This is a genomic window from Erythrobacter crassostreae, assembly GCF_019204045.1.
In the GTDB taxonomy this organism is placed as follows: domain Bacteria; phylum Pseudomonadota; class Alphaproteobacteria; order Sphingomonadales; family Sphingomonadaceae; genus Erythrobacter; species Erythrobacter crassostreae.
On the sequence record NZ_JAGSPC010000001.1, the window covers coordinates 425,918 to 440,817 of the forward strand.

Consider the following 14,900-nt stretch of genomic DNA (forward strand, 5'->3'; position numbering starts at 1 on the left):
TTCAAAGTTAAGGGGCAAATTCAATGGCATCACGGCGGCAATTTCTGGGCGGTTTGGCAGTAGCAGCAGGGACACTTGCATCATGCCGTGAATTGCCCGCAACCGGCGCGGGCGGCTCTACAAGCGTCGATGCGATACCCCTTGATGCGACCGGCCTTGAAGACGCGCTGGTCGGCAGTTCCTATCTCGGCACTGGGGGCGGCGGCAGTCTGGCCGAGGCGCGCGAGCTTATCGCTGAAGATCTGGCGGCCGGACTTACGTTTTCGATGATTCCGGTTAGCGCGCTTTCCGATACAGACCGTGTCGCCTGTCCCTATGGCTTAGCAAGTCTGGCCGATACCAGCGAGGAGATGCAAACGAAACTCGATGCGGTAGAGAACCCCGTCGAAGTGCCGGTACAAGCAGCCTTCGAAGCGCTCGAGAAGCATATTGGCCAGAAATTTGCGGGCGTAATCATGGGCGAGATTGGCCCGCTTAGCGTTGCCGAAGGTCTTTCGACCGCCGCGCGATTGGGCGTGCCTGCGCTGGATGCAGATACAGTCGGGCGGGCCGTTCCGGAGATCAACCAGCATTCCGTTAAAGTCGCAGGCGTGCCGCTAACACCGATCGGTGCGGCCACTCCGTTTGGCGACACGATGATTGTCGAAACTCTTGGCGATCCAACCCGCGCAGAAGACATTTTGCGCAGCATCGCAGTGGTCAGCCGCGAATGCGGTGTCACCGACAGCCCGATCACTGGCGCTCAGGCTAAACAGGCAGGCACACTCGTCACAGAAAGCCTATCCCTTGCACAAAGCATCGGAAAAGCGGTGCGCGAAGCCAAAGAAGCTGGCGCTGACCCGATCGAGGCCGCGCGTGTGGCGGGCGATGGCTACCTGCTGTTCACCGGCACAGTGTCAGACTTTGAATGGAGCGATGAGGATGGCTTCCTCGTGGGCAAAGTCACGATCAGCGGGACAGGCACATTCGTAGGCCAAACGTTCGAAACCGATGTGAAGAACGAACACCTGGTCGCGCGCCGCAACGGCGCAGTGATCGCAACTTGTCCCGATCTCGTAACCTTATCGATATCGAAACCGCAGACGGTGTCATCAATCCAGGTTACGCTCGCGGCCAAGCGGTCGCTGCGCTCGGCTTTCGCTGCGATCCACTATGGCGCAGCGAAGCGGGGCTCGCTGTATTTAGCCCGCGCTATTTCGGATACGAAATCGACTACATTCCGATTGAGGAACGGCTCACCTAGCTTCCAAGGCCATATCTCGGTCTATCGCGGCTAATGCAGCACTCAACGATTAACATACCGAAAACAAAAGGTTTTCAGGAACGGTTCTTCGACTTGTCCATTGGTAGGGCAAATGCAAACGAAACAGAAAGGGAGATTTGCACTATGACTATCCGCACTCTCACCGACCTTTATATTGACCAGCTGCAGGACATCTACAGCGCCAACCGTCAATCGCTCGAGGCAACGCAAAAGCTTCGCGAGACGGCAGCATCAGACGATTTGACCCGCGCACTTGATGACGGCGTAAAAGGTATCGAACAAGGCATGATGCAGGTGAAAAGCCTCATCGAAAACCACAAAGCAGATCTGACAGGTGAATTCTGCAAAGGAATGGAAGGCCTCGTGAAAGAAGCGAAAGCCCACGCCATCAATGCAAACATCACCGATGCAGACGTACGCGATGCATCTGTCATCGCGCAATATCAACGGATGGTGCATTACGCGCTCGCCGGATACGGTACGGCAGTAGCATTTGCGAACCGTTTGGGACTGGCCCAAGACGCGAAGGTTTTGAAGAACTGTCTTGACGAAACCTACGAAGGTGATCGCCGTATGACCGATATCGCGTCAGGCGAAGTCAACGAAAAAGCACTCGCCGCGTGATAGCGACGAAGAATAGATAGAAAAGGCCCGGCACCGCGCCGGGCCTTTTGTATCAGCCTACGATCCCCGCACCGGCCAATACAGCCAGCGTAAGCACATCAGGCGCAAGCGCGGTCATCGGGACGATCTGGACCGGTTTTTCCATACCAAGCAGCATCGGGCCAACGGTTGCATTGCTCCCCAATTCGCGCAGCATTTTGGCTGACAGATTGGCCGATTGCAGGCCCGGCATAATCAACACGTTGGCAGGCGCGCTCAGACGGCTGAACGGATACAGTTTCATGACACTAGGATTCAGCGCAGCATCAGGTGCCATTTCGCCTTCGTACTCAAATCCGGGATCCTCGCGGTCAAGGATAGAGACCGCCTCGCGGATATTGCCCAGCCACTGGCCCGACGGATTGCCAAAGGTGGAATAGGATAGGAAGGCAACGCGCGGTTCGTGCCCCATTCGGCGGGCCACGGCCGCAGTTTCCTTGGCGATATGCGCAAGTTCTTCCGCATCCGGACGTTCATTCATGGTCGTATCGGCGAGGAACGTCGTATGGTTCTTCCCGATCATCATATGAATGCCGAATGGCAATGCCCCCGGCTTTTTGTCGAGCACCATATTCACTTCACGAACCGTTTGGGCAAACGTGCGGGTAAGGCCCGAAATCATGCCGTCACCGTGGCCAAGCGCTACGAGCAAAGCCGCGAAGACATTCCGTTCCTGATTGACGAGACGGCGAACGTCACGCTCGGTAAAGCCTTTGCGTTGCAGCCGTTTGTAGAGATACTCAACCATTGCGGGCACATGCTCGCTATCGGCGGAGTTCTGGATTTCAAAACTGCTCGGATCGGACACCGACAGCTGATGCAGCTTGTTGAGCACCGCTTTGGTCCGGCCAACCAGTACAGGCGTTCCATATCCGAAATCGCGGTACTGAATGGCCGCGCGCAGCACGACTTCTTCTTCGGCTTCGGCAAAAACCATCCGCTTCGGATTGGATTTCGCCTCGTTATAAACGCCGGTCAGGACAGACGTGGTCGGGTTAAGGCGTGAGCGCAGTTTCGTGCGGTACTCTTCGAAATCCGCGATCTCGGACTTGGCGACGCCAGAATCCATCGCGGCTTTGGCAACAGCGGAGGAAACGACCTCGATCAGGCGCGGATCAAACGGCGCGGGGATGATGTAGTCGGTGCCGAATTTCTGGTTCTTGCCATACGCGCTCGCAACTTCTTCCGGCACGCGTTCGCGGGCGAGTTCGGCAATCGCTTCGGCGGCTGCAACCTTCATTTCCTCGTTAATCGTCGTCGCCTGCACATCAAGCGCGCCGCGGAAGATGAACGGGAAGCCAAGGACATTGTTGACCTGGTTCGGGAAGTCGCTGCGTCCGGTTGCGATAATCGCATCAGGGCGGACAGCCTTGGCATCGTCAGGCATGATTTCAGGCACCGGATTGGCCATGGCGAAGATGATTGGCTTGTCCGCCATCTTCTTCACCCAATCCGGCTTGAGAGCGCCAGCCGCCGACAGGCCAAGAAAGATGTCAGCGCCATTCAACGCCTCTTCGAGCGTCGTTGCTTCGGTCGCAACGGCATGCGCGCTCTTCCACTGGTCGACATTGTCGCGGCCCGGAGTGATTGGGCCCGAGCGATCGCACATAATCACATTATCATGCGGTACGCCCATCGCCTTGATCAAAGCGGTGCAGGCAATTGCTGCTGCGCCTGCCCCGTTCACCACCACTTTCACATCCTTGATGTCACGGTCGGTCAAATGACATGCATTCAGCAGGCCCGCCGCCGTGATGATCGCGGTGCCATGTTGATCATCATGCATGACCGGAATGTTCATCTTCTCACGCAGAGCTGCCTCGATAATGAAGCATTCGGGCGCTTTGATATCTTCCAGATTGATCCCGCCAAAGGTCGGCTCCATCAGCGCGACGGCGTTGATGAACGCTTCGGGGTCCTCCGTGGCAAGCTCGATATCGATCGAGTCCACATCAGCGAAGCGTTTGAACAAAACCGCCTTGCCTTCCATCACTGGCTTGGACGCCAGCGCGCCAAGATTGCCGAGGCCGAGGATAGCCGATCCGTTCGAGATCACAGCCACAAGGTTCGCTTTCGCGGTATAACGCGCGGCAAGCGAGGGATCTGCAGCGATGGCTTCCACAGGAGCCGCCACACCGGGCGAATATGCGAGACTTAGATCGCGCTGCGATGTCATCGGCTTCGTCGCGACAACCTCCAACTTACCCGGACGGATCGTCTCGTGGTAAAACAGTGCCTCGCGCGTGGTAAAACCGCTTTTGCGATCATCAGCCATGGTGGATTGTTCCTTGCCCCAAATGTCGATTGGTGAACCGTTTAGCGGCACCCAAACGCAAACGATAGGGGAAAGGATACGCATACCCGTTCCGAATCGGTTGCGCTCTGTCTAGGCCACTTCAATGGCAGGCACCGCGACTCCGATGATGCAGCAATATCTCGCTCTTAAGAAAGAGGCGGAAGGATCGCTGTTATTTTACCGGATGGGCGATTTCTTCGAATTGTTCTTTGATGATGCGCGGGTCGCGGCGAACATTCTCGATATCGCGCTGACATCGCGGGGCGAGCATGATGGCGAGCCAGTGGCGATGTGCGGCGTGCCGGTGCACGCGGCGGAAGGATACCTCGCGCGGCTGATTAGATCTGGTCAACGGGTCGCAATCGCAGAACAAGTTGAAACGCCGGACGAAGCCAAGGCGCGCGCCAAAGCGGAGGGCAAACCGTCCTCCAAAGTGCTCGTGCAGCGCGATATCGTCCGTTTCGTCACTGCGGGCACTTTGACCGAAGAGGCGCTACTCAACCCGCGCAGTGCCAACTTACTTACAGCGCTCGCCGAAGTGCGCGGAACCATCGGAATTGCCAGTATCGACATTTCAACTGGCCGGATGGCGCTTGAAGAATGCGCACCGGCGATGCTGGGCGCGGAGCTGGCGCGAATTGGCGCGACCGAAGTGGTGGTACCCGAAGACTGGACGCTTGGGCCAGACGAGCCAACATTCCATTCGCGCGGCGCCTTTTCGAGTGATGCTGGCGCCGACCGGCTCAAGTCCGTGCACGGCGTGGCAACTCTGGATGGGTTCGGGGAATTCTCGCGTGCGATGCTAGCGGCGGCCGGCGGACTCATTGCCTATCTCGATCATGTCGGGCGCGGCACGCTCCCTTTGATGCTGCCACCAGTGATCCGCGAAAGCGCATCTGGGATGGCAATGGACGAGGCTACACGCGGCAGTCTCGAAATCCTCGAAAGCGCCACCGGCGGACGTAAAGGCAGCCTGATCGCTGCGCTGGATCGCTGCGCCACCGGAGCAGGATCGCGCCTGCTCGCCGAAGACCTCTCTGCGCCGCTCTTGAACGAAGGTGCGATAGAGGATCGCCTGCAAGTGGTAGAGTTTTGGCGCAGCCGACCGATTGAGCGCGCCGAGTTGCGCGATACTTTGCGCGCGCTGCCCGATATTGGCCGCGCGCTGGGACGAATAGTTGCCGGGCGCGGAAGCCCGCGTGATCTGGGCCAAGTCCGCGATGGTTTAGCCGACGCTGGCCGACTTTATGAAAGATTGGAACTGGAGCGGGACCGCCCTGCTCTTCTAAATGATTTGTTGCCCCGTCTCGTCGGACACGGCGCTTTGGTTGATCACATGGCGCGTGCGCTTGTCGCCTCACCGCCAACCGAACGCTCCAATGGCGGCTATATCGCTGATGGCTACGATGCGAGCCTTGATGAACTGCGCGAGATTTCTGGCAATGCCCGCCGCGCAATTGCAGCAATGGAAGCGCGCTACCGCAACGAAACTGGCATTTCATCACTCAAGATCAAGCACAACGGTGTGCTTGGCTACTTTATCGAAGTGCCGAGCCGCCACGGCGACAGCCTGATGGATGCCGATAGCGGCTTTACCCATCGCCAGACCATGAAAGGCGCGGTGCGGTTCAACTCGCTGAGCCTGCATGAAGAGGCCTCTCGCATTTCCGAGGCAGGTGGGCGGGCACTCGCCGCAGAAGAAGCGCATTTCGAAGAACTAATCGAAGCTGTCACCGGTGCGCGGGAAGCCATCGCCGCCACGGCCGGAGCCCTCGCCCGGATCGATGTATCCGCAGGAAATGCGGAGCGCGCATCCGAAGGCGAATGGGCGCGGCCCGAGATAACTGGTGAAGCTGCATTGTCCGTCAAAGGCGGGCGTCATCCTGTGGTCGAAGCGGCTCTGACCAATTCTGGTGACCGCTTTGTCGCCAACAATTGCGCGCTCGCCACTGATGATCGCCTCTGGCTGATCGGCGGTCCCAATATGGGCGGTAAATCGACATTCCTGCGCCAGAATGCATTGATCGTTTTAATGGCTCAGGCTGGGTGCTTTGTCCCAGCTGAGGCCGCAACGATTGGCTTGGTCGACCGATTATTCAGCCGAGTTGGTGCGTCCGACAATCTGGCACGTGGCCGGTCCACCTTTATGGTCGAAATGGTCGAAACCGCCGCCATTCTGGCGCAGGCGACGACCCGAAGTTTTGTAATTCTGGATGAAGTCGGGCGCGGCACCTCAACCTATGACGGTCTCGCGCTCGCATGGGCTGTGGTTGAAGCGGTGCATTCACGCATCGCCTGCCGCTGCCTGTTCGCAACGCATTATCACGAGCTCGCGCGGCTTGCAGAGACTTGTGAGGCACTCTCGCTTCACCATGTTCGGGCACGCGAATGGAAGGGTGATCTCGTCCTGCTTCATGAGTTGGCAGAAGGTCCCGCAGATCGGTCTTATGGCCTCGCGGTTGCAAAGCTCGCCGGTGTACCAAAAGCCGTCGTGAAACGGGCAGAACAGGTCCTGTCCAAATTGGAGCAAGCACGCAGCGAAACAGGCGGGATCGCAGCAGGTCTCGGCGAGCTGCCTTTGTTCGCTGCGGCAGCCCAAGACAGCGAACCCGAAGCCACGCCGGCCGAGCAGCTTGCGCAGCGCCTTTCCGATGCTGATCTGGACGCGCTTTCACCCCGCGAAGCGCTCGATTTGCTCTATGATCTCAAACGCGATCTCTAACGGGCCAATTTGCACCATATATTAACCGGCGCGCTGCTAGTTGTGATCGTATGTCGAAGACGATGTTTCAAAATAGCAAAGGTGCGCTGATATTTGCCGGTGCAACGTTGTTTGGCGCTGCGATTTTCGCAGGCTCCATGGGCGATGAAGGCCCAGGAGCATTTGTCGCACCATCGAATGATCGTGAACGCGGTGTTTCGGATGAAAGCGAAGACACTGAAGAGGCTGCTCCCGAAGAGGAGGCAGTGTTCGAAGATTACGCTCCGGCAGAAGATTTCGGGAATATGGCGTTTGCCGAAGACGAGGCCCTGATCGATGATGCATCCGGTTTCGACCCGGAAGGTTTCGGGACAGAGCCAAACGGCAATACGGCGATCATCACACCGTCAAATCCTTCCAGCGCAGGGCGCAGGCCCAGCGGCGGACCGGGCAGCGGCAGAGGCCCCTCAAAACCGAGCGGATCAATAACCCGCGGCGGCGGCTCTTCAGCTCCGAAAGTCGCTGCACCGAGCACCAAACCGAAAGTCCGTTTCTCACGGTCCAAATCAAACGTTCAGCCTAATCTCAACGGTATCGGCGATATAGGCGAGTAATCGCTCAACGCGTATCCGTTAAAGTGATGGCTCTATCGAGTGGGTACTGGTTCTTCGCCGGTGTAGTCGTAGAATCCGCGACCCGTTTTGCGGCCAAGCCAACCAGCTTCGACATATTTCACCAGCAATGGCGCGGGGCGATACTTGGTGTCGCGCGTTGTTCGGTAGAGCACATTGATGATGTCGAGACAGGTATCCAGACCTACGAAATCGGCCAGTTGTAGCGGACCCATCGGGTGGTTCAGGCCCAATCGGCAACCCTTGTCGATATCCTCAATCCCAGCTGTTGATTGGCCTAGCACGAAAACGGCCTCGTTGATCATTGGCAGCAGGATACGGTTGACTACAAAGCCTGGCTCGTCCTGACTTGTCACCACTTGCTTGCCCAAAGCCTCGGCAAAGGCAGTCACGCGCTCGGTCGTGTTCACAGACGTGGCGAGACCGGGAATGACTTCAATCAAGCCCATGACGGGTACGGGATTGAAGAAGTGCAGGCCGATAAAGCGCGCCGGATCAGGCGAATGGTTCGCCATCCGTGTGATCGGGATTGAACTGGTGTTGGAAGCCATGACTGCATCGCCGGACAAGACCTTGCCCGCGCTTTCAAAGATCGCGTTCTTGATCTCTTCGCGCTCAGTCGCGGCTTCGATGATGATATCAGCCTCAGCCATCGGCGCGTAATCGGCGACAGGGGTGATCTTTGCGAGCAGTGCCTCGGCTGCGTCAGCTTCGATCTTGCCGCGCCCCATCAGCTTGACCAGCGCCTTTTCCACCGACGCTTTGCCAGCTTCAGCGCGCGCCAGATCAACGTCTGACAGCATTACATTCATGCCATGCTGGGCCACAGTCTGGGCAATGCCCGCCCCCATTTGGCCCGCTCCGATTACAGCGATGTTTCGCATGGCAATTTTCCTTCGCACTTGCAGCAATTAGTCTCTGCGCGCCTGTTAGCGCCGACACTTTGCAAATGCCAGAGATCAGTTACCGATTGGCGCCGGGCACCCATTTCACATCGGCCTTACCATCGTCGTTCTGCACGCGTGCGAGAACAAAGAGCAAGTCGGAAAGACGATTGATATAGCCCACTGCCGCCGGATTAACCGGCATCTCAGCGGCCATTGCGGTTACCGCGCGTTCAGCCGAACGCGCCGTCGCCCGTGCGACATGCACCCGGCCCGCCGCTTCACTGCCGCCTGGCAAAACAAAACTGGTCAGAGGCTCCAACCGTTCGTTAAGCGCATCGATTTGTTCTTCAATCCAGGTTGCTTGTTCGGCCACGACACGCAGCACCATCTCAGACGGAGTAAAATCACCATCATCCGCCGGTGTCGCAAGATCAGCGCCAAGATCGAACAGGTCATTTTGCACACGGGTTAGAACCGAGCGCTGATCTTCATCTCCCATCGCGCAGATCGCGAGGCCGATGGCGCTGTTCGCTTGGTCCACCTCGCCAATTGCGGCGATGCGAGCAGAGTGTTTTGGGCAGCGCGTCCCATCGACGAGGCCAGTTGTGCCATCATCGCCGGTGCGAGTGTAGATCTTGTTGAGCTTTACCATGCCGCCTCACTAGGCGGCACGAACCTCATGGTCCAGCCTATTGGCTGCTGCCTGCAACAACCGCGATCAGAACCACGACACCGATTGCCGCAGCCTGATACTTAATGCGCGAGAACATTGCCTTGTTCTGGACCGCTTGCATTTCGGTGACAGTTTCACCCTCACCAGTTTCAAGGTCGATTTTGGTGGTTTTCAGAAACGCGACGATGCCGCGAACCAGCGAGACAACAACCATGATGCACAGCACCACGAGCACAGCAATTAAAACATAGTTCATGACAGTAAAATGGGTGGCCTCGCGCTAAGTTCCAGATCGCATTTGCTGCAACCTCAGTTGCTCTGCAAGCGCCAATCCATCCTCGCCCGCCTCGCGCCGGTCTTTCAGAGACGGCGATCCGCGCCGCTTGGCCAGCTTTTGCCCGTCATCATCAAGAAGCAATTTGTGGTGATGCCAATGCGGCACCGGTAGCTTGAGCAGTTCTTGCAAATACCGGTGGACATGCGTGGAAGTGAACAGATCCTCTCCGCGAGTAACCGCAGTCACCCCATCGACAGCATCATCCAGCGTGGCGGCAAGGTGGTAGCTCGCAGGCAAATCCTTGCGCACAATTACGACATCACCAAACTCGCGCGGATCGGCCACTACCGATCCTGCTTCCTCATCGGTCCAAACACATTCGCCCAAAGCAGCCATCATCCGATTAATATCAAGCCGCAACGCCTCGGGCCCGTCCAAGCTACATTGCGCTCCCTTGCAAGACCCGGGATAGATGAAACCGTCCGCGCCGCACCGCGGCTCTAACGCCTCGATATCTTTGCGATTGCAACTGCAGCGGTAAAGCCAGCCGTCCTCCAGCAAGCGTTTGGCCGCCGCATCATAGCTGTCAAAGCGTGTCGATTGCGCGGGCACTTCATCCCAATCGAGCCCCAGCCATTCAAGGTCACGGCGAAACTCATCGGCAAATTCGGACTGTGATCGAGGTCCGTCGATATCCTCTATCCGCATCAGGAAATGGCCGCCGGCATCCCTCGCCAGATCGTGCGCATAGATCGCGGAATAGGCATGCCCCAGATGCAAATTGCCATTGGGGCTGGGAGCAAAGCGGGTCACTATTTCCACGTTCTCGCTCTGCCACACCCCCTTGCTGAGCACCATCCACTTCTCATTCACAGGCTTATCCCTGTGGATATACACAGTGTCACGGCTTTGCCTCACGCGCCTGCCACGCCATGTTTGTGTCAATCAGGTAGGAGCGCAAGACGTGTTCAAACGCGAACTGATCGAAACAGCGGCGAAATTCCGCAGCGCACAGGAAGACCCGTCGCGCAACCTTTCCGGTTGTCCCGCGCTGGTCCTGAATGCCGACTACACACCGTTATCCTATTACCCGCTTAGCCTGTGGCCGTGGCAAACCGCGATCAAGGCGGTGTTTCTGGACCGCGTCGATATCGTGGCGAGTTACGACCGGGAGGTTCACTCGCCCAGCCTCGATATGAAAATCCCGAGCGTGATCGCGCTGCGGCAATATGTGAAGCAAAGCGAATTTCCCGCTTTCACCCGCTTCAACGTCTTCCTGCGCGATAAGTTTGAATGCCAATATTGCGGCAGCGGCGATACGCTGACGTTCGACCATGTGATCCCGCGCCGTCTGGGCGGAAAGACCACGTGGGAAAACATCATAACCGCCTGCGCGCCGTGCAATATGAAGAAGGGTGGCCGCACGCCGAAGCAAGCGCATATGCCGGTGCAAATGAAGCCGATCCGCCCGACCAGCTGGCAATTGCAGCAATTCGGCAAGCAGTTCCCACCGAACTATCTCCACGAGACATGGCGGGATTGGCTCTATTGGGACATTGAGCTGGAGGCTTAAGCTTCGCCCCGACCTCCGCTGTAAAAAGTATAGACGTTAACGCTCACTTGGTTCTATTCGCGCTGGTGCGAACGGGAGGTCGGTTATGCAGCAACTTTTGGCCAAATACGGCAAGATCACCGATCTTTTGGAGGAAGAGGCGGAGACTTTCAGGAGCCTCGCCTCGACAAAACGGGAGTTTGAGGCGGGCGAAGTCCTCGTCGCCAGTGAACTTCAAAGCCCGGATCAACTCTATATCGTGGATGACGGGCGCCTTTTCGCCTCGATGGAACTGCGCAACGGTGAACGCGCCATAACGCGGCTATATTTTCCCGGCGACATTATGGGCACCGCAAACATCCCCTTTGATCACGCGACCCAGACAATCACAGCGAACACCGCATCTTCGATGTATATTTTCCCGCGCAGCAATCTGGTCGATGCGTTCACGCGGCTCCCCCGCATCGCGGCGATTTTCTACACGTTTGCCGCGCTCGAAAACGCCATTCTCAATGACCGATTGGTGTCGATTGGCCGCACCAGAGGGCGTGCAAGACTCGCTTCTTTGTTGCTCGAGATTGCCGCCCGCGAACATCTGGTCGAATGCGATGATCCCAATATCTGCCGCCCTGCTCTGACGCAGGAACAGATAGGAGACGCAATCGGGCTAACTACCGTCCAGGTGAGCCGTTTGTTCAAAGAATTGACGACCCAGAAGTTGATAAAACGCCGCGACGGTAACGTGGAGTTACTCGATCCTACAGCTTTGCAGGATCTCGGTCTTTTCAGAAACCGCTATGAAGACCTCGACCTCGATTGGTTTGAAGAGGATTTTTAGCCTCAGCCTTTTGGCTTGGTAAAGTGCCCCGCCGGGACGTTTCCGTGCACCGGCAGGGCGAGAAACCTACTGACTCTGCGATAATCAGAAAATTCCTCATTCGTTGGCGGCCAAAACAATTCTGGAATGATCGTTTTTGCCGCCACAAACGCGTTTTATCCGTTTTGAGCTGACTGCCCCGGCATGACGAGCCAGACCCCGGTTTCCTCCACTAGCCGGAGATTACAGAGCAGCTCATCGCCCTGATAGAGCTCAGCCCAGTCGCCCTCTGCGGCTCGCTTTGCGGTATCAAGAGCTCCGCTTGTCGAACGCGCGTTGAACATGAGTTCCCGGATGCCTTCGTCTTCGTGGGCAACAAATAGTAATCTATATTTGAGCATCTGCCCCTCCTGAAAGAGGAGGCTCATAGTGACGTGGCGAATGCTCGCCATATCAAATGATAAGTCTAGCGGATTTTATGAGCAGCTCAGGTAACCGCAGCCCGCTGGCTAAACTCATCCCGCTGCCATTCTTCGGTTTGAATAACCTCAGCCAAATGCTTTGCAGCCTCCGCCATATCCTCAAACCGCAGATATGCAGGTGCAAAGCCCAGCCGCAGGATGTCGGGATCGCGGAAGTCACCGATCACGCCGCGCGCGATCAGAGCCTGACACAGCGCATAGGCGTTATCGTGTCGGAAGCTTAGCTGGCTGCCACGTGCGGTGCTTTCGGACGGGCTGACCAGATCGAGGTCAAGGCCGCGTTCGACAATGCATTCAAGGAAGAATTCGGACAGCGCGCGGGATTTGGAATAAAGCCGGTCCACACCGATTTCTGCGATCAGGTCCACACCCACTTCCAGCGCGGTTAGGCCAAGAATGGGCGCTGTGCCGCACTGCAATTGCTCGATGCCGGGCGCGGCTTCGTATTCGTCTGAAAAAGCAAACGGACGCGCATGGCCGAACCAGCCGGTGAGCGGTTGTGCGAAGTCAGCGTGGTGACGATCAGCGACATAGGCAAAGGCCGGCGCACCGGGGCCGCCATTGAGATATTTGTAACCGCAGCCCGTGGCGAAATCCGCGTGCACGCCGTTCAAATCCACCGGCAGCGCGCCGGTGCTATGCGAAAGGTCCCAAAGGACCAGCGCGCCCGCATCATGCGCGGCTTTGGTCATAGCCGCCATGTCGAACAGCTCGCCCGTTTTGTAATGCGCATGGGTCAGCATCAACAGCGCGACGTCATCGTCCAGCGCGTCCATAATCTGATCCCGTGGGGCCAGCCGCTGGGTGGCTAGTCCCTGACGCTCTAGCCCTTCGATCATATAGATATCAGTCGGGAAATTGCCGGGTTCGGACAAGATCACTTTGCGGCCCGGACGCATCGCGAGCGCGGCGGAAATCAGCTTGAACAGGTTCACGCTCACCGTGTCACAGGCGATCACTTCATGCGGCTTTGCGCCGATAAGTGGAGCGATTTTGGCGCCAACGCGCGTGCCCATTGCGAACCAGTCGGCATCGTTCCAACTGCGGATCAACCCTTCACCCCATTCCTTCTCAACCACCCGCGTCATTGCAGCAGTTGTGGCCTTGGGCAACGCGCCGAGCGAATTGCCGTCTAGGTAAATAACCCCTTCAGGAAGGATAAAGCTCTCGCGAAATGCGGCTAGCGGATCGGCAGCATCCAGCGCTTTGGCGCGGTCCATCATGGCAGTTCTCTCAAAATAGCGCGCACTGGCGATGCATCGCCGCCGACAATCGGCAAAGGCAGCGCAATCAACTCGTAACGACCCAGCGGCACTTCATCGAGCGCCAGCCCTTCGAGAATGCGCATGTCATTTTTGAGCACCGCTTTGTGCGCGAGCATATCCTTGGAAGATTGCGGATCAATCGAAGGCCCATCGAGGCCGACCAATTTGACTCCTCGTGACGCCAACCACTCGATCGTCTCGGGCGCGATGGCAGTCGTATCCTCTTCCCAAACATGATGCGGGAACACATCAAAGGTGCGAAACAGGACTCGTTCTGTGCCCTCTATTTCCGGCAAATCAGCGACGTCTATAAGAGCCCCCGAAGACCGCGCATCAACCACCAGACACTCGCCCAGATACGGCTCAAGCGAGACCGACGCGATATCAGACGCGACCGGCGAATAATGCAGCGGCGCATCGGCATGCGCGCCCGTATGAGTGGAGAGCGTCACCGCCGAAACATTGACAGGAGAGCCCTCCTCCATCTGCCAAGTCCGCTTATGCCCAAACGCGGTGTCGCCGGGCCAAACCGGCAAATCCGGGCGCAATCTTTGGGAAATATCCCAGATACGGCTCATATCGCGGTCCTGACGCTTAGCAGCTCCGGGAAAAATGCCTGCTTCAGCACTCCTTCCAGATACGGCACGCCCGGCGTCCCTCCGGTGCCGCGTTTGAAACCGATAATTCGCTCTACAGTTTTGAGATGGCCAAACCGCCAGCGTTGGAAATGGTATTCGAGGTCGACGAGCTTTTCGGCCAGCTCATACAGATCCCAATGCTCCTGCGGGTCGCGGTAGATCGTCGCCCACGCCTCCTCGACGCTGGAATTGTGCGTGTACGGAGCGTTTAGGTCGCGCTCTGTCACTTTAGGGTCGATCTCAAATCCGCGCCGTTGGAGCAGCCGGATTGCGCTGTCATAAAGGCTGTCGCGGGTGACTTCGTGGCTCAATCGGCTCGCCCAATCGCCGGTCTTCTCGTGTAGGCGAATGTGCTTTTCATCGCGCCCGCCCAGCATAAATTCCATCATGCGATACTGAGGTGACTGGAACCCGCTGGAGGCACCGAGATGCGGCCTGATCCGCGAATAATCATGCGGTGTCATGGTGCTGAGCACATCCCAGCTTTGGATGAGCTGCTGCTGGGCTCGGGCAACCCGTGCAAGCATTTTAAACGCCGGCCTTAGGTTGTCAGATTCGACGCATTCACGCGCTTCGGTCAGCTCATGCAGACACAGCTTTAGCCATAGCTCGCTCGCCTGATGGACCACGATGAAAAGCATCTCGTCATGCGCGCCTGAACCGAGGTGCTGCGCGTCAAGAATTTTGCCGAGATCAAGATAGCTCGAATATGTAACTTTGTTGGACATGCGGCCGCTCTAGCGCCGAGACGCG

At 57.5% G+C, this 14,900-nt stretch carries 15 protein-coding genes; 6 read left to right on the forward strand and 9 right to left on the reverse strand.

Features of this window, described 5'->3' with window-relative positions:
- The first annotated feature begins 23 nt into the window (after positions 1 to 23).
- Both KCG46_RS02100 and KCG46_RS02105 read left to right on the forward strand, forming a co-directional pair.
- Positions 24 to 1,277 carry an S-methyl thiohydantoin desulfurase family protein gene (locus KCG46_RS02100; protein ID WP_218403695.1) on the forward strand — a complete coding sequence of 418 codons (1,254 nt, stop codon included), beginning with the start codon at positions 24 to 26 and terminating at the stop codon, positions 1,275 to 1,277.
- 110 nt (positions 1,278 to 1,387) lie between these two features.
- Complete coding sequence (locus KCG46_RS02105) at positions 1,388 to 1,888, forward strand: DUF892 family protein (protein WP_218403696.1); 501 nt, start codon at positions 1,388 to 1,390, stop codon at positions 1,886 to 1,888.
- Positions 1,889 to 1,940: 52 nt separating this feature from the next.
- Here the strand turns inward: KCG46_RS02105 and KCG46_RS02110 are convergent, their stop codons facing one another.
- Positions 1,941 to 4,202, reverse strand: a complete 2,262-nt coding sequence (locus KCG46_RS02110) for an NADP-dependent malic enzyme (protein ID WP_218405245.1) — start codon at positions 4,200 to 4,202, stop codon at positions 1,941 to 1,943.
- A gap of 124 nt (positions 4,203 to 4,326) precedes the next feature.
- Between KCG46_RS02110 and mutS the strand changes: the two genes are divergently transcribed.
- The gene (gene mutS, locus KCG46_RS02115) at positions 4,327 to 6,945 is read left to right on the forward strand and encodes a DNA mismatch repair protein MutS (protein WP_218403697.1); all 2,619 of its coding nucleotides are present in this window, start codon (positions 4,327 to 4,329) and stop codon (positions 6,943 to 6,945) included.
- 50 nt (positions 6,946 to 6,995) lie between these two features.
- Complete coding sequence (locus tag KCG46_RS02120; RefSeq protein WP_218403698.1) at positions 6,996 to 7,538, forward strand: hypothetical protein; 543 nt, start codon at positions 6,996 to 6,998, stop codon at positions 7,536 to 7,538.
- Between the two features lie 32 nt (positions 7,539 to 7,570).
- On the opposite strand, the gene KCG46_RS02125 is transcribed toward KCG46_RS02120, so the two are convergent.
- The 4 genes from KCG46_RS02125 to gluQRS all read right to left on the reverse strand — a co-directional run bounded on the left by KCG46_RS02125 (position 7,571) and on the right by gluQRS (position 10,251).
- On the reverse strand, positions 7,571 to 8,440 hold the full coding sequence (locus KCG46_RS02125; protein ID WP_218403699.1) for a 3-hydroxyacyl-CoA dehydrogenase NAD-binding domain-containing protein: 870 nt from the start codon (positions 8,438 to 8,440) through the stop codon (positions 7,571 to 7,573).
- Between the two features lie 79 nt (positions 8,441 to 8,519).
- A complete protein-coding gene (locus KCG46_RS02130) occupies positions 8,520 to 9,095 on the reverse strand; it encodes a cob(I)yrinic acid a,c-diamide adenosyltransferase (protein WP_218403700.1) in 576 nt (191 codons plus the stop codon).
- A 37-nt stretch (positions 9,096 to 9,132) separates the two neighbouring features.
- Positions 9,133 to 9,372, reverse strand: a complete 240-nt coding sequence (locus KCG46_RS02135) for a hypothetical protein (protein ID WP_218403701.1) — start codon at positions 9,370 to 9,372, stop codon at positions 9,133 to 9,135.
- 24 nt (positions 9,373 to 9,396) lie between these two features.
- Positions 9,397 to 10,251: a tRNA glutamyl-Q(34) synthetase GluQRS gene (gluQRS, locus tag KCG46_RS02140; RefSeq protein WP_218405246.1), complete on the reverse strand. Its 855-nt coding sequence runs from the start codon at positions 10,249 to 10,251 to the stop codon at positions 9,397 to 9,399.
- A gap of 106 nt (positions 10,252 to 10,357) precedes the next feature.
- On the opposite strand from gluQRS, the gene KCG46_RS02145 reads away from it, so the two are divergent.
- Positions 10,358 to 10,966: an HNH endonuclease gene (locus KCG46_RS02145; RefSeq protein ID WP_218403702.1), complete on the forward strand. Its 609-nt coding sequence runs from the start codon at positions 10,358 to 10,360 to the stop codon at positions 10,964 to 10,966.
- An 85-nt stretch (positions 10,967 to 11,051) separates the two neighbouring features.
- Positions 11,052 to 11,783, forward strand: coding sequence for a Crp/Fnr family transcriptional regulator (locus tag KCG46_RS02150; protein ID WP_218403703.1), 732 nt, complete (start codon positions 11,052 to 11,054; stop codon positions 11,781 to 11,783).
- A 155-nt stretch (positions 11,784 to 11,938) separates the two neighbouring features.
- Here KCG46_RS02150 and KCG46_RS02155 read toward each other — a convergent pair whose 3' ends face one another.
- From KCG46_RS02155 to KCG46_RS02170, 4 genes are all read right to left on the reverse strand, one after another.
- Positions 11,939 to 12,163 carry a hypothetical protein gene (locus tag KCG46_RS02155; RefSeq protein WP_218403704.1) on the reverse strand — a complete coding sequence of 75 codons (225 nt, stop codon included), beginning with the start codon at positions 12,161 to 12,163 and terminating at the stop codon, positions 11,939 to 11,941.
- A gap of 86 nt (positions 12,164 to 12,249) precedes the next feature.
- Positions 12,250 to 13,467 (reverse strand): kynureninase, encoded by a 1,218-nt coding sequence (gene kynU, locus KCG46_RS02160; RefSeq protein ID WP_218403705.1) that lies wholly within the window; start codon positions 13,465 to 13,467, stop codon positions 12,250 to 12,252.
- A complete protein-coding gene (kynB, locus tag KCG46_RS02165; protein ID WP_218403706.1) occupies positions 13,464 to 14,087 on the reverse strand; it encodes an arylformamidase in 624 nt (207 codons plus the stop codon). The genes kynU and kynB overlap by 4 nt, the downstream gene beginning before the upstream one ends.
- On the reverse strand, positions 14,084 to 14,875 hold the full coding sequence (locus KCG46_RS02170) for a tryptophan 2,3-dioxygenase (RefSeq protein ID WP_218403707.1): 792 nt from the start codon (positions 14,873 to 14,875) through the stop codon (positions 14,084 to 14,086). Before KCG46_RS02170 ends, kynB begins: the two co-directional genes overlap by 4 nt.
- Positions 14,876 to 14,900 lie beyond the last annotated feature (25 nt).

Bases quoted from the DNA above. Each gene is read 5' to 3' on its own strand.
- KCG46_RS02110 (WP_218405245.1), bottom strand. From the start codon at position 4,202: ATGGCTGATGATCGCAAAAGCGGTTTTACCACGCGCGAGGCACTGTTT.
- mutS (WP_218403697.1), top strand. From the start codon at position 4,327: ATGGCAGGCACCGCGACTCCGATGATGCAGCAATATCTCGCTCTTAAG.
- KCG46_RS02130 (WP_218403700.1), bottom strand. From the start codon at position 9,095: ATGGTAAAGCTCAACAAGATCTACACTCGCACCGGCGATGATGGCACA.
- KCG46_RS02170 (WP_218403707.1), bottom strand. From the start codon at position 14,875: ATGTCCAACAAAGTTACATATTCGAGCTATCTTGATCTCGGCAAAATT.
- KCG46_RS02155 (WP_218403704.1), bottom strand. From the start codon at position 12,163: ATGCTCAAATATAGATTACTATTTGTTGCCCACGAAGACGAAGGCATC.
- KCG46_RS02100 (WP_218403695.1), top strand. From the start codon at position 24: ATGGCATCACGGCGGCAATTTCTGGGCGGTTTGGCAGTAGCAGCAGGG.
- KCG46_RS02105 (WP_218403696.1), top strand. From the start codon at position 1,388: ATGACTATCCGCACTCTCACCGACCTTTATATTGACCAGCTGCAGGAC.
- gluQRS (WP_218405246.1), bottom strand. From the start codon at position 10,251: ATGGTGCTCAGCAAGGGGGTGTGGCAGAGCGAGAACGTGGAAATAGTG.
- KCG46_RS02135 (WP_218403701.1), bottom strand. From the start codon at position 9,372: ATGAACTATGTTTTAATTGCTGTGCTCGTGGTGCTGTGCATCATGGTT.
- kynU (WP_218403705.1), bottom strand. From the start codon at position 13,467: ATGATGGACCGCGCCAAAGCGCTGGATGCTGCCGATCCGCTAGCCGCA.
- KCG46_RS02120 (WP_218403698.1), top strand. From the start codon at position 6,996: ATGTCGAAGACGATGTTTCAAAATAGCAAAGGTGCGCTGATATTTGCC.
- KCG46_RS02150 (WP_218403703.1), top strand. From the start codon at position 11,052: ATGCAGCAACTTTTGGCCAAATACGGCAAGATCACCGATCTTTTGGAG.
- kynB (WP_218403706.1), bottom strand. From the start codon at position 14,087: ATGAGCCGTATCTGGGATATTTCCCAAAGATTGCGCCCGGATTTGCCG.
- KCG46_RS02125 (WP_218403699.1), bottom strand. From the start codon at position 8,440: ATGCGAAACATCGCTGTAATCGGAGCGGGCCAAATGGGGGCGGGCATT.